This is a genomic window from Pseudomonas sp. B23(2017) (assembly GCF_002113725.1).
GTDB lineage: Bacteria > Pseudomonadota > Gammaproteobacteria > Pseudomonadales > Pseudomonadaceae > Aquipseudomonas > Aquipseudomonas putida_Z.
This window is the reverse complement of record NZ_NEJM01000022.1, coordinates 1-12,670: the sequence shown is the minus strand read 5'-3', so window position 1 is coordinate 12,670 and position 12,670 is coordinate 1. Positions and strand designations below refer to the sequence as shown.

13 protein-coding genes are annotated in these 12,670 nt (G+C 63.0%); 2 read left to right on the top strand and 11 right to left on the bottom strand.

The genetic code is table 11. The features are described from left to right. Window positions 1-23: 23 nt before the first annotated feature. From CAG46_RS25715 to CAG46_RS25695, 5 genes are read right to left on the bottom strand one after another with little or no spacing between them, the layout of a single operon-like run. Window positions 24-656, bottom strand: coding sequence for an SCO family protein (locus CAG46_RS25715; RefSeq protein WP_013970305.1), 633 nt, complete (start codon window positions 654-656; stop codon window positions 24-26). Continuing rightward, complete coding sequence (cyoE, locus tag CAG46_RS25710; RefSeq protein ID WP_025337214.1) at window positions 653-1,546, bottom strand: heme o synthase; 894 nt, start codon at window positions 1,544-1,546, stop codon at window positions 653-655. The genes CAG46_RS25715 and cyoE overlap by 4 nt, the downstream gene beginning before the upstream one ends. Beyond that, the gene (locus tag CAG46_RS25705; protein ID WP_015268468.1) at window positions 1,531-2,610 is read right to left on the bottom strand and encodes a heme A synthase; all 1,080 of its coding nucleotides are present in this window, start codon (window positions 2,608-2,610) and stop codon (window positions 1,531-1,533) included. The genes cyoE and CAG46_RS25705 overlap by 16 nt, the downstream gene beginning before the upstream one ends. A gap of 9 nt (window positions 2,611-2,619) precedes the next feature. Beyond that, the gene (locus CAG46_RS25700; RefSeq protein ID WP_085618989.1) at window positions 2,620-3,201 is read right to left on the bottom strand and encodes a hypothetical protein; all 582 of its coding nucleotides are present in this window, start codon (window positions 3,199-3,201) and stop codon (window positions 2,620-2,622) included. Next, window positions 3,170-3,907, bottom strand: coding sequence for an SURF1 family protein (locus tag CAG46_RS25695; protein ID WP_085618987.1), 738 nt, complete (start codon window positions 3,905-3,907; stop codon window positions 3,170-3,172). Before CAG46_RS25695 ends, CAG46_RS25700 begins: the two co-directional genes overlap by 32 nt. A 63-nt stretch (window positions 3,908-3,970) precedes the next feature. On the opposite strand from CAG46_RS25695, the gene CAG46_RS25690 reads away from it, so the two are divergent. Further along, entirely contained in the window at window positions 3,971-4,174 is a 204-nt protein-coding gene (locus CAG46_RS25690; RefSeq protein WP_085618985.1) for a twin transmembrane helix small protein, read from the top strand. Window positions 4,175-4,348: 174 nt separating this feature from the next. Here the strand turns inward: CAG46_RS25690 and CAG46_RS25685 are convergent, their stop codons facing one another. The 4 genes from CAG46_RS25685 to coxB are packed head-to-tail and all read right to left on the bottom strand — an operon-like array spanning window position 4,349 to window position 8,590. Further along, a complete protein-coding gene (locus CAG46_RS25685; protein ID WP_003258926.1) occupies window positions 4,349-5,236 on the bottom strand; it encodes a cytochrome c oxidase subunit 3 in 888 nt (295 codons plus the stop codon). A gap of 16 nt (window positions 5,237-5,252) precedes the next feature. Continuing rightward, complete coding sequence (locus tag CAG46_RS25680) at window positions 5,253-5,819, bottom strand: cytochrome c oxidase assembly protein (protein ID WP_085618982.1); 567 nt, start codon at window positions 5,817-5,819, stop codon at window positions 5,253-5,255. 10 nt (window positions 5,820-5,829) lie between these two features. Then, on the bottom strand, window positions 5,830-7,419 hold the full coding sequence (gene ctaD, locus CAG46_RS25675) for a cytochrome c oxidase subunit I (RefSeq protein ID WP_015268463.1): 1,590 nt from the start codon (window positions 7,417-7,419) through the stop codon (window positions 5,830-5,832). Window positions 7,420-7,462: 43 nt separating this feature from the next. Further along, on the bottom strand, window positions 7,463-8,590 hold the full coding sequence (coxB, locus tag CAG46_RS25670; RefSeq protein ID WP_015268462.1) for a cytochrome c oxidase subunit II: 1,128 nt from the start codon (window positions 8,588-8,590) through the stop codon (window positions 7,463-7,465). A gap of 369 nt (window positions 8,591-8,959) precedes the next feature. Between coxB and CAG46_RS25665 the strand changes: the two genes are divergently transcribed. Continuing rightward, a complete protein-coding gene (locus CAG46_RS25665; RefSeq protein ID WP_039612407.1) occupies window positions 8,960-9,601 on the top strand; it encodes a hypothetical protein in 642 nt (213 codons plus the stop codon). Between the two features lie 141 nt (window positions 9,602-9,742). Here CAG46_RS25665 and CAG46_RS25660 read toward each other — a convergent pair whose 3' ends face one another. Continuing rightward, window positions 9,743-11,275, bottom strand: coding sequence for a SulP family inorganic anion transporter (locus CAG46_RS25660; protein ID WP_085588915.1), 1,533 nt, complete (start codon window positions 11,273-11,275; stop codon window positions 9,743-9,745). Between the two features lie 191 nt (window positions 11,276-11,466). Next, window positions 11,467-12,186, bottom strand: coding sequence for a carbonic anhydrase (locus tag CAG46_RS25655; RefSeq protein WP_013970295.1), 720 nt, complete (start codon window positions 12,184-12,186; stop codon window positions 11,467-11,469). Window positions 12,187-12,670 lie beyond the last annotated feature (484 nt).

The window sequence follows — 12,670 nt, the reverse complement described above, 5'->3', positions numbered from 1 at the left end:
CCTGCGCAGCAGGCCCAAAAATCTCAATCCCGCTTCACAAGCCCGGGCAACTGCGCCACCAGCTTCTGGTTGTTGAACGGCGCCCGAATGAACCCGCGCTGACGCCCATCCGGCCCCACAACCGCCAGGTTGCCGCTGTGATCCACGGTATACCCCGGCTTGCTGGTATCGGCCGGAATGAACGGAATGCTCAAGGCATTGGCCAGCTTCTGGGTATCCTCGATCGACCCCGCCACCCCGACGAAATCCTTGTCGAAATAACCCAGGTACTGCTTCAGCTGGTTCGGCGTGTCGCGGTTCGGGTCAACGCTCACCAGCACCACCTGCAGCCGGTCGACGGCCTCCTTGGGCAGCTCGCTCTTCACCTGGCGCAGCTGGGCCAGGGTGGTCGGGCAGATGTCCGGGCAGTAGGTGTAGCCGAAGAACAGCAGCGACCATTTGCCCTTCAGGTCATCCAGTTGCACCGGCTGGCCGTCCTGGTTGGTCATGGTCACATCGGCCACGGTACGGCTCTGCGGCAACAGGATGATGCCGGCATCGATCAGCTCGGTGGGGTTGGGCTGGTCGCGGCCATTGAGCACCTTGTTGACGGTCAGGCCCAGGATCAACGCGACCAGGGCAACGAGGATGAAGACGGTTTTCTGGGTTCGGGTCATAGGTTCAGCAACAGGTAGTGGTCGAGGAGCAACGCGATGAACAGCGCGAACAGGTAGCCGATAGAGTACTTGAAGGTGCCGATCGCTGCGTGCGGCCGGCTGCCACGGTACAACACCCAGGCCCATTGCAGGAAGCGCAGGCCCAGCACCAGGGCGCAGGCCAGGTACAGCGGGCCGCTCATGTGGATGGCGTACGGCAGCAGGCTTACCGCCAGCAATACCAGGGTGTACAGCAGGATATGCAGCTTGGTGTAGCGCTCGCCGTGGGTCACCGGCAGCATCGGGATATCGGCCTTGGCGTATTCCTCCTTGCGGTGGATGGCCAAGGCCCAGAAGTGTGGCGGGGTCCAGGCGAAGATGATCAGCACCAGCAACAGGGGCTCGGCGCTGACATGGCCGCTGACCGCCACCCAGCCCAGCAACGGCGGGGCGGCGCCAGCCAAGCCACCGATGACGATGTTCTGCGGCGTGGCGCGCTTGAGAAAGCCGGTGTAGAGCACCGCATAGCCGAGCAGGGAAGCCAGTGTCAGCCAGGCTGTGAGGGCGTTGGTGAACACCAGCAGCAGGGCCATGCCAAGTAGCGCCAGCGCCAGGGCGAACAGCAGCGCCGGCAGCGGCTCGACCCGGCCTTGGGCCAGCGGCCGCTTGTGGGTACGCGCCATCAGCGCGTCGATGCGTCGGTCCACCACATGGTTGACCACCGCCGCGCCGCCTGCACAAAAGCCGATGCCCAGGTTGCCGAACAGCAGCACGCTCCAGCTGACACCCGCACGGGTGGCAAGGAACATGCCCGCCAGCGAGGTGATCAGCATCAGCACCACCACCTTGGGCTTGGTCAGCTCCAGGTAATCACGCCAACTGGCCCTCTGTGTGCTCAGAAGCGTCGCCACGAATCATTCCTCATGTGGTGGGAGATGCCCACGCCAGCCACGGGCCGCAGGCGCCAGCCATGGCCGACACCCACGCGAACCTTGTCGACCACACGGATGCGGTAGTTCACCAGCACCATGCTCAGCAGCAACAGCGCCCCACCAGCGTTGTGCGCCACGGCCACGGCCAGCGGCAGGTGCAGCAGCACATTGCTGATGCCCAGGCCGACTTGCACCACCAGCGCCAGCAGCACCAGCCGCGCCAGGCCAGGGAGGCCGCAGCGGTGCAGCTTCCAGCTGAGCATCAGCAGCACGCAGGTCACCAGCAATGCGCCCAGGCGGTGGCTGATGTGAATGGCCGTGCGCGCATCACTGTCCAGCTGCCCGCCCAGGTAATTGGGCCCGACGTGCTGGGTCAGGTGGAACCCGTTGCTGAAGTCCGCCGCCGGCCACCACTGGCCGTGGCAGGTGGGCAGGTCGATGCAGGCGACGGCCGCGTAGTTGGCACTGACCCAGCCGCCCAGGGCGATCTGGCCGATCACCACCAGCAAGGCCAGCGCGGCGATCCGGCGCAGGCTCAATGGCAGCTTTGGCAAGGGCGCAAAGGCACGCGACAGACGCAGGGACAACAGGAACAACAAACTCAGGGTAGTGAAGCCGCCGAGTAGATGCGCGGTGACCACCTGCGGCCACAGCTTGAGGGTGACCGTCCACATGCCGAAGGCTGCCTGGGCGAGCACCACGCCCAGCAGCAGCAAGGGCAGGCGGTAAGGCTGGCCATCGCGGGCATGCCGGCGCAGCGCCTGCAAGGCGAGCAGGGCGATCACCATCGCCAGGGTGCCGGCGAAGTAGCGGTGGACCATCTCGGCCCAGCCCTTGGCGGCTTCCACCGGGTGTTCGGGGAAATGCAGCTCGGCATGAGCCAGTTGCGCCTCGCTCTTGGGCACGCTGATGAAGCCGTAGCAACCCGGCCAGTCCGGGCAGCCGAGGCCGGCGTGGGTCAGGCGGGTATAGGCACCGAGCAGGACGACCAGCAGCGCCAGCAAGGTGGCGAACACAGCAAGGCGGAATCCGGGTCTGGCCATGGCAGGCTCCTAGCCGATGTTGGACAGCTTGAGCAGGTGGCGCAGGTCGTCCAGCACATGCTTGCCGTTGACCTTGGCGTCGTAGCGCAGCACCAGGTTGCCGTGTGGGTCGACGATCCACAGCTGCGGGCCGGCCTCGCCGACCTTTTGCAGGTAGCGTTGCGCATCCAGCGGGTAACGCTGCAACTGTGGGTATTCGCGGCCGAGCAACGCCTGGTAGTCGGCACTTGAAGGCTGGGCGGCTGCCAGGGCATGGCTGGCACGGCTGGCATCACGGCCCAGGCCGACCTGGATCTGCCGGGCCAGGTACACCAGCCGCTGGCAATCCTCGGCACAGGCTGTGGGTGTGCTCACCAGCAGCTGCCAGCGCTCGTCCTGGCCCGCCACGCCGATATCGGATAGGCTCTCACCGTTGCCGATCATCACGCCGTGGTAGCTGCGGCCGTCCGGCACCCAGAACTTGAGCTTGTACATGCTGGTGGCCAGAACCATCGGCCCGAGCACCACCAGCAGAATCAACAGCAGCTGCAAACGCCCGCGGGCTCTGGGTTTGCTACGTTCAGGCACTTCCAGTGGAGTGGCGGTGGCCATGGCGTTTCTCCTTGTTGTGGTGCCAGCCGAAGTAGAGGTAGAGCAGTACCAAAGTGGTTGCCAGGGCAAACCACTGCACGGCGTAACCCAGGTGTTTTTCCGGGCCCATGGCAACGACCGGCCAGTCCAGGCGATAGGTCGCCGGGCCGGGTTCCAGGCGCAGCTCATGGGCGAAGCCTTCGCGATCGAGCTGTTGCCATAGCTGCGCGGCATCCACGGCAGTCAGCAGGTGCGGCCATTGGCCGCCTGCAGGGTCGGGGTGCAGCTGGAACGTGCTGCCAGGCGCGACATACACCGAAGCGTCCAGCGCCAACGCCTGGGCAGGGGTATCGAAATGCACCGGCACGCGGCGGTCCGGCCAGGGCAGCCAGCCGCGGTTGACCAGCAGCCACACGCCGCTGGCCTGATCATGGAAGGGTTGCAGCAGCTCGACACCGGCCTGGCCATCACGCATGCGGTTGTCCAGCAGCAGGCTGTGCTCGGCGTCGAAGCGGCCATAGAGATGCACGCGGCGGAAGGCATTGTCCTGGTTCGCTGTCAGCTGGGCCGTGGCCACGGGCGCTTCGACCCGCCGCTCGGCATAGGCGGCCATCAGCACGCGCTTTTCCTCGGCACGGCCGAGTTGCCAGCAGCCAAGCGCGATCAGCCCCGGCAGCAGCGCAAGCACCACCAGGGTTGGTACCCAGCCCGGACGAAACGGCCTCATCGGAGCCTCGTCGGGCCGATCGCTATACTTATCCACATCACCGCATCCCCCCGGAGTATCGCCATGCTCAAGGCCGCGATTGTCCTGATGCTGTTGGCCACGATTGCCAGCCTGTTCAGCGGCCTGGTGTTTCTGGTCAAGGACGGTGAAAACTCGACCCGTTTACTGAAAGCGCTGACCGTGCGAGTGACCCTGGCGGCGCTGACCATCGGCCTTGTCGCCTGGGGCTTCATCAGTGGTCAGCTCGTATCTCATGCCCCCTTCTGATACCTGAACCTTGCGCGTTTCCTTGTAGAAGCGGCCTTGCGTCGCGATGGGCCGCAAAGCGGCCCCAAAAACCTGCAACCCTGATTCACCTGGCAGAGCGCCTTGGCTGCTTTGGGGCCGCTACGCGCCCCATCGCGACACAAGGCCGCTCCTACAAGGGTTCGCAGTCGGCTGTCAGAGTACGTACACAAAGATGAACAACCCCACCCACACCACATCGACGAAGTGCCAGTACCAACTGGCCGCCTCGAAACCAAAGTGTTTCTCCGGGTTGAAATGCCCGCGCAAGATGCGTACGAACATCACGATCAGGATGATCGTGCCCAAGGTCACGTGGGCGCCGTGGAAGCCGGTGAGCATGAAGAACGTCGCGCCGTAGATACCCGACCCCAGCGTCAGCCCCAGCTTGGTATAGGCCTCGTGGTACTCGTAGGCCTGCAACGCGATGAAGCTGGCGCCCAGGACGATGGTCAGCGCCATCCAGAATTTCAGCGGGCCACGGTGGCCGCGACGCAGGGCATGGTGGGCGATGGTGATGGTCACGCTGGAGCTGACCAGCAAGATGGTGTTGATCAGCGGCAGGTGCCACGGGTCGATCACTTCCTTGGGCGGCGGGAACAGTTTCGGGTCGGGCGTGTGCAGCAGCGGCCAGGTGAATTCGAAGGTCGGCCACAACATGTGCGCAACACCCTTGGCCCCTTCACCGCCCAGCCACGGCCCGGCCAGCACGCGCACGTAGAACAGCGCACCGAAGAAGGCCAGGAAGAACATCACCTCGGAGAAAATGAACCAGCTCATGCCCCAGCGGAACGAGCGGTCCAGTTGCGGGCTGTACAGCCCCGCGCGGCTCTCCCGCACCACCGAACCGAACCAGCCGAACAGCATGTAGGCCAGGAACAACGCGCCGATGAAGAAGATCAGCGGCCCGTGCGACTCGGGGTGGCCGGCCTTCATGTCGTTGAACCAGGTACCCAGGCCGAACACCGTGATGAACATGCCGATGGTGGCGATGATCGGCCACTTGCTCTGCGCCGGAACGTAGTAGTGCTCATGACTTGCCATTGCTGTTCTCCTTCCCTTAACGGGCGCCCTGGACGTCCTGGGCCGCGACATGCGCGACCGGCGGGTGGCGAGCGGTGATGTCGAACAAGGTGTAGGCCAGTGTCAGGTGCTTCACACTGGCCGGCAGGTCGCGGTCGACGATGAAGCGCACCGGCATCTCGATGCGTTCGCCGGGCTGCAGCACCTGCTGGGTGAAGCAGAAGCACTCGGTCTTGTGGAAGTACGCCGCAGCCTCGGCGGGGGTGATGCTGGGGATGGCTTGCGCACTCATCGGCCGATCGGTCGGGTTGTGGGCGATGAAGATCATCTGGTTCACCGCACCCGGGTTGACCTCCAACTGGTCGGCGGTGGAATAGAAGTCCCAGACCATGTCGCTGGCATTGGTCGACATGAACTGCACCCGCACCGAACGCGTCGGGTCGCTGACCTGGCTGCCTTCGTACTGCCCTCCGGTCTTGCCGTTGATGCCGAAGGCCTTGCACATCACGTCATAGACAGGCACCAGGGCGAAGCCGAAGGCGAACATCACCACCGTCAGCATCAACAGGCGCAATACCAGGCGTTTCAGCGAAAGGCCGTTCATGGCACGGTTCCTATTTCACTTCCGGTGGCGTCTGGAAGGTGTGGTAGGGCGCAGGCGAAGGGATCGACCACTCCAGGCCCTCGGCGCCATCCCATGGCTTGGCCGGTGCCGGCGCGCCGCCGCGGATGCACTTGATGACGATGAACAGGAAGAAGATCTGCGTGGCGCCGAACATGAACGCGCCGATCGACGACACCATGTTGAAGTCGGCGAACTGCAGGTTGTAGTCGGGGATCCGCCGTGGCATGCCGGCCAGCCCCACGAAGTGCATGGGGAAGAAGGCCATGTTCATGCCGACGAACGATAGCCAGAAGTGCAGCTTGCCGAGGGTTTCGTCGTACATGTGGCCGGTCCATTTCGGCAGCCAGTAATAGGCCGAGGCGAAGATGCCGAAGATCGCCCCAGGCACCAGCACATAGTGGAAGTGCGCCACCACGAAGTAGGTGTCGTGGTACTGGAAGTCCGCCGGGGCGATGGCGAGCATCAGCCCGCTGAAACCGCCGATGGTGAACAGGATGACAAAGGCGATGGCGAACAGCATCGGCGTTTCGAAGGTCAGCGAGCCTTCCCACATGGTGCTGACCCAGTTGAACACCTTCACCCCGGTAGGCACGGCGATCAGCATGGTGGCGTACATGAAGAACAGCTCGCCGACCACGGGAATACCGACCACGAACATGTGGTGGGCCCAGACGATGAACGACAGGAAGGCGATGGCGCCGGTGGCGTATACCATCGAGGTATAGCCGAACAGCGGCTTGCGCGAGAACGCCGGGATGATCGAGCTGACCGCGCCGAAGGCCGGCAGGATCATGATGTACACCTCGGGGTGGCCGAAGAACCAGAACACGTGCTGGAACAGCACCGGGTCACCACCGCCGGCGGCACTGAAGAAGCTGGTACCGAAGTGGATGTCCATCAGCATCATGGTCACGACGCCGGCCAGCACCGGCATCACCGCAATCAGCAGGAATGCGGTAATCAGCCAGGTCCAGACGAACAGTGGCATCTTCATCAGGGTCATGCCCGGGGCGCGCAGGTTGAGGATGGTGGCGATCACGTTGATCGCGCCCATGATCGAGCTGATGCCCATCAGGTGGATGGCAAAGATGAAGAAGGTGACGCTGGCCGGCGCGTAGGTGGTGGACAGCGGGGCGTAGAAGGTCCAGCCGAAGTTGGGCCCGCCGCCCGGGCTGAACAGGGTCGAGACCAGCAGCAGGAAAGCCGCCGGCAGCAGCCAGAAGCTGAAGTTGTTCATCCGCGGCAGGGCCATGTCGGGCGCGCCGATCATCAGCGGGATCATCCAGTTGGCCAGGCCGACGAAGGCCGGCATCACCGCACCGAACACCATGATCAGGCCGTGCATGGTGGTCATCTGGTTGAAGAACTCCGGCTGGACGATCTGCAGGCCGGGCTGGAACAGCTCGGCGCGGATCACCATGGCGAACGAGCCGCCGAGCAGGAACATGATGAAGCTGAACCACAGGTACATCGTGCCGATGTCCTTGTGGTTGGTGGTCAGCACCCAGCGCATCAGGCCCTTGGCCGGGCCGTGCGCATGGTCATGGCCGTGGGCGTGGTCGTCGATCACTGCACTCATGTCCTGTCTCCTGCAATCCATTGATTGCCGCGAGTAACCCGGTTCATTGCGCTTCTGCCTGCTTCAGCGCCAGCACGTCCTTCGGCGTGACCATGTCACCCTTGTTGTTGCCCCAGGCATTGCGCTCGTAGGTGACCACGGCGGCGATGTCGACTTCCGAGAGCTGCTTGCCGAACGCGGCCATGGCAGTGCCGGGCTTGCCGTGGAAGACGATGCCCAGGTGGGCTTCCTTCGGCCCGGTGGCGATCTTCGAGCCCTTGAGCGCCGGGAACATCGGCGGCAGGCCCTGGCCTTCGGCCTGGTGACAGGCCACGCAGGTGGTGTGGTAGACCTTGTCACCACGTTCCACCAGCTCCTCCAGGGTCCATTCCTTGCTGGTCAGCTCCTTGAGCTTGGCAGCTTCGGCCTTGCGCTCGCCCAGCCAGGTGTCGTAGTCGGCCTTGGACTTGACCTCGACCACCACCGGCATGAAGCCGTGGTCCTTGCCGCACAGCTCGGTGCACTGGCCGCGGTAGATGCCGGGCTTCTCGATACGGGTCCAGGCTTCGTTGACGAAGCCGGGGATGGCATCACGCTTGACCGCGAAAGCCGGCACCCACCAGGAGTGGATGACGTCGGCAGCAGTCACCAGGAAACGCACCTTGGCGCCCACCGGCAGCACCAGCGGCTGGTCGACTTCGAGCAGGTAGTGCTCGTCCTTGGGTGCCTTGTTGTGGATCTGCTCGGTGGGGGTGGCCAGGTTGCTGAAGAACTCCACGTCCTGGCCCAGGTATTTGTAGTGCCACTTCCATTGGTAGCCGGTAACCTGGATATCGATGTCCGACTCGCTGGCATCGTAGATGTCGATCAGGGTCTTGGTGGCCGGGATGGCCATGGCCACCAGGATCAGGAAGGGGACCACGGTCCAGAGGATTTCCACCCAGGTGTGCTCATGGAAATGCGCAGCCTGCTGGCCGGTGGAACGGCGGTGGATGACCATGGACCAGAACATCGCGCCAAAGACAACGATGCCGATGATCACGCAGATCCAGAAGATGGTCATGTGCAGGTCGAAGACGGCGTTGGAGACTTCCGTCGCCCCTGGGTGCATGTTCACGGTCCAGGCGGCGTTCGCCTGACCAAAAACCGACCACAACAGGAGGCCCATCCAGACATGTGGATGTCGCATCATTGCGGGTTCCCCTTCTCGTTCTTGTAGTCCCGGAGGCGTGGCCTGCGGCAAGAGGGAACGGTGGTCAAGACTGCCTGGCTTCGACGACCGAGCCCCTGCTAAAAGCAGTTGGGCCTCATCAACGAATCACGTTCACCGGGAGTATAGACAGCGACCAACGGCACGCAACGAAGGCCGTGAAATGAACTTCATGAAAGGGCCGAACGCCCCGAAAACCGCGCGCTTGATAGGGTATGGCGCAATAATGGCATTTCGATATGCCTGAGCATGCACACGTTTGTGCGACTTATAACAAATACGTCTTAGGTATTCTGTATACCGAGCTAATTTAGTGTCTTCCGTTTGAAACGTAATGTCCCTGGAGTTGTCATGAACATCGCTGCTGTACGCGAGCAGGTAAGCCAAGCCCATCAACACGAAGGCCAGACCGGCCAACTGAAAAAGCGTCTCGAGCTGCAACTGCCCCACCTGCACCCCTCGATCCAACTGCCTGAGCAGGACGCCCAGGGTACTTTGGCGCGCTTCGTCAGCGCCTACATCGAACAGGTTCCGGAACTGCTGGAGGCCGCCCATGAGGTCGCCCGCGAGGCCGGGATCGAATCGCAGATCAAACCTGTACTGAAAATCGCCGAAGCCTACTTCCTGCAGCCGCCCAGCGTGATGCAAGGGCATGTGGGCCTGGACTGCCTGCTGGATGAGGCCTACCTGGCGCACCGCCTGGTGGAAGAGGTGAACGACCTGTACATCCGTCACTTCCAGCAACCGTTGATCCCGGTCGACACCACCGTCGCCAACCTGATTGCCCACCAGTTGATTGGCGAGACGTTTGCCAACCAGCTGGATGAAGTGGTGCACCACTCGGTGGATGAAATGTTGAATGATGAAAGCTTCGCGGTGGAATCGGTGGAGGCCTACCGCGAGAAATTGAGCAGCCCGGAAACAGGCGCGGCATGGAAGCGCTGGCCGTGCCTGTCGCGGCAGCTGGGGGTGGAGCTGGGCCAGCCGGCCTGATCGATTGGTATAAGCTGTTCCGGCCTCTTCGCGGGTAAAACCGCTCCCATAGGTACTGCACACGCTATGAACCCTGTGCAGTACCTGTGGGAGCGGGTTTACCCGCGAAGAGGCCAGTTCAGGCGATACAGACTTTCAGCTTCAGGCCCCAACCCCCGCCGTAGTCCGCATCCGCCCCTCGATCCGCCGCTTCAAGCGCCGCTGCTCGATCAGCAACCGCGACCCATTTGCCGAATTACTGCGACCCCAATCTTCAAGCAGCTCAAGGCACGAGTGGTCGATATAGCTGAGGTTACCCAACGGCACATGCAGCGTGGTCCCCGCCGGCACGCTATCCAGCACCTGGGTCAGCGCCGGCACCTTGAGGAAGGTGGCCGCGCCACTAAGCCGCAATTCCATGTGCCCAGCCTTCTCCAGGCTGACCAGGTTGATCTTCAACCGCGCCGCCTTCAGTGCCAGCTTCAGCAAGGTCAGGGCAAAGCCCAGCAATACGCCAGTCAGCAGGTCGGTAAAGATGATCGCCAGCGCCGTCGCCGCGTAGGTGAACATCGGCATGCGGCCATAGCGGCCCAACCCACGAAACGCCTTGAAATCCACCAGCTTGACCCCGGTAAACACCAGCACACCCGCCAGGCTAGCCACCGGGATCTGCTGCAGCACACTGCTCAGCGCCACCACGAACGCCAGCAGCCACAGGCCATGGAAGATCGCCGAAGCCCGGGTCTGCGCACCCGCCTGCACATTGGCCGAGCTACGCACGATCACCCCGGTCATCGGCAACGCGCCGAGCACCCCGCACAGCATGTTGCCGATGCCCTGGGCCGACAGCTCACGGTCGAAGTCCGAACGCTGGCCGCTGTGCATGCGGTCAACCGCAGCAGCCGACAACAAGGTTTCGGCACTGGCGATGAAGGCCAGGGCAAAAGCGGCGACCAACAGGGTAGGGTCGGCCAGTTGCATCAGGTCACCAGGGCGGATCCAGTCGATGGCTTCGGACAGGTCGGCCGGCACCTGTACGCGGTTCACCGGCAAGGCCAGCCACATGCTGATGGCCGTCATGGCCGACACGCCCAGCAGGGCACCCGGGACGAAGCGCAGCCGCTGCGGCCGCAGGCGCTCCCAGCCCCACATGATGGCGATGGTGCCCAGGCCCAGCGCACCGGCCATCCAACCGGAGCCGGCGCTTTCCTGTGGCAGGGCCGCGGCCACGGTCGCCGGGAACTCCAGCAGGTTCTGCATGCCGGATGGTTGCGGCGCGGTATCGAACATCACATGCACCTGCGACAGCACGATCAGCACGCCAATCCCTGCCAGCATGCCGTACACCACCGCCGGCGCGGTAACCCGGAACCAGCAGCCCAGGCGCAGGCGCCCAGCCAGCAACTGCAGCAAGCCGGCCAGCAGCAGGATCGGCCCGAGCATGGCCATGCCATGCTGGCGTACCAGCTCGAACACCAATACCGCCAGGCCGGCGGCCGGGCCACTGACCTGCAGCGGCGAACCGGCAAGGAAACCTACTACAATGCCGCCGATAATGCCGGTAATCAGGCCTTTGGCCGGCGGCATGCCCGAAGCGATCGCAATGCCCATGCACAACGGCAAGGCCACCAGGAAGACCACCACCGACGCCAGCAACTCACGCGGCAGGGCCGCTTTCAACTGTGTAATGTTCACCGTGTTTCTCCTTTCTCTGTCACACAGCCATTCCGCTGGCCGTGGGCACGTTTGCCCCTGACGAGCGCGCAGGCGCGGGCCGCCAGCGGGCGTGCCGGCAGGCAGTCAGGGAATTCAAGGCAGCCGAAGGCCGCGCCACACCCCTGCAGGGTGCAGCCGGCTATCAAGGTTCAAGCGGGTGGATGGGTCGCTTAGTAGCGGCCTCTCGGAGTAGCGCAGGGGACCGGCTCGCCAGCAGCCAGGGGCAGGAAGGTGTCGCTGGCGGCGTCGTAGGCTTCGATCTTGCTGGTCTCGATGTCGTAGACCCAGCCATGGATGTACAGCTCACCGGCTGCCAGGCGCGAAGCCACCGAAGGGTGGGTGCGCAGGTGATGCAGCTGGGCGATGACGTTTTCCTTGGTCAGCACTTGCATGGTTTCGTGTTCGCTGCCGCACGAGCAGTTGTTCTCGACCACGGTGCGGGCCACTTCGGCGTGGCGCAACCAGGCGGACACGGTCGGCATCTTGGTCAGCGATTGCGGGTTGAGTACCGCGCGCATGGCGCCACAGTCGGAGTGGCCGCAGACGATGATGTGATGCACTTTCAACGCCAGCACGGCGTACTCGATGGCGCTGGAAACGCCGCCGTTCATCTGGCCATAAGGCGGTACCACGTTACCGACGTTACGGGTCACGAACAGGTCGCCAGGCGAACTCTGGGTGATCAGCTCGGGAACGATGCGCGAGTCGGCGCAGGTGATGAACATGGCACGCGGGGTTTGCGCGGTGGCGAGCTTCTTGAACAGCTCTTGCTGCTCGGGGAAAACGTCATGGTGAAAACGCAGGAAGCCGTCGACGATGTGCTTCAGGGCGGCATCGGCGCTCTCCGCGGGGACCTGCGGTACGACCTTGGATGGGTCCTTGACGGGCATGATTCATCCTCTTGACGGTGTGTAGGTAAATCCATTTTACCGGTGAAAGATTCTGGCTATGCAGGGATTTAGATGACACGCACGGGCCATAGATCACAGTCGGTGAAGACTGATTTCCTACGCTAGCGGGGAAAACTTAACTGAAACTTAATTCGAAGGCTCTAGAACGGGTGTTCCAGATAGGAAAGGCGGGTATTGGATAATAGCAAAAAAACATCAACTGCCAAGAGCCATTACTGCAATTATCACTTTGCATTAGTTGAATCATGGGTTAGGTGTGGGAGCGGCCTTGTGTCGCGAAAGGGCTGCAAAGCAGCCCCTGGGCTTCTGCGCCGGAACACAAGTTGCTGGGGCTGCTTTGCAGCCCTTTCGCGACACAAGGCCGCTTGTGTCTTGATGAGGGATTAAAATCTGGAGTGAGAGCGGTGAATGACAAGCTGAATGCCGCAGGTGCCATGAGCACGAGTGGGAGCACAAGCTGTCA

Bases quoted from the DNA above. Each gene is read 5' to 3' on its own strand.
- CAG46_RS25715 (WP_013970305.1), bottom strand. From the start codon at position 656: ATGACCCGAACCCAGAAAACCGTCTTCATCCTCGTTGCCCTGGTCGCG.
- CAG46_RS25705 (WP_015268468.1), bottom strand. From the start codon at position 2,610: ATGGCCAGACCCGGATTCCGCCTTGCTGTGTTCGCCACCTTGCTGGCG.
- CAG46_RS25700 (WP_085618989.1), bottom strand. From the start codon at position 3,201: ATGGCCACCGCCACTCCACTGGAAGTGCCTGAACGTAGCAAACCCAGA.
- CAG46_RS25695 (WP_085618987.1), bottom strand. From the start codon at position 3,907: ATGAGGCCGTTTCGTCCGGGCTGGGTACCAACCCTGGTGGTGCTTGCG.
- CAG46_RS25690 (WP_085618985.1), top strand. From the start codon at position 3,971: ATGCTCAAGGCCGCGATTGTCCTGATGCTGTTGGCCACGATTGCCAGC.
- CAG46_RS25685 (WP_003258926.1), bottom strand. From the start codon at position 5,236: ATGGCAAGTCATGAGCACTACTACGTTCCGGCGCAGAGCAAGTGGCCG.
- CAG46_RS25680 (WP_085618982.1), bottom strand. From the start codon at position 5,819: ATGAACGGCCTTTCGCTGAAACGCCTGGTATTGCGCCTGTTGATGCTG.
- ctaD (WP_015268463.1), bottom strand. From the start codon at position 7,419: ATGAGTGCAGTGATCGACGACCACGCCCACGGCCATGACCATGCGCAC.
- coxB (WP_015268462.1), bottom strand. From the start codon at position 8,590: ATGATGCGACATCCACATGTCTGGATGGGCCTCCTGTTGTGGTCGGTT.
- CAG46_RS25665 (WP_039612407.1), top strand. From the start codon at position 8,960: ATGAACATCGCTGCTGTACGCGAGCAGGTAAGCCAAGCCCATCAACAC.
- CAG46_RS25655 (WP_013970295.1), bottom strand. From the start codon at position 12,186: ATGCCCGTCAAGGACCCATCCAAGGTCGTACCGCAGGTCCCCGCGGAG.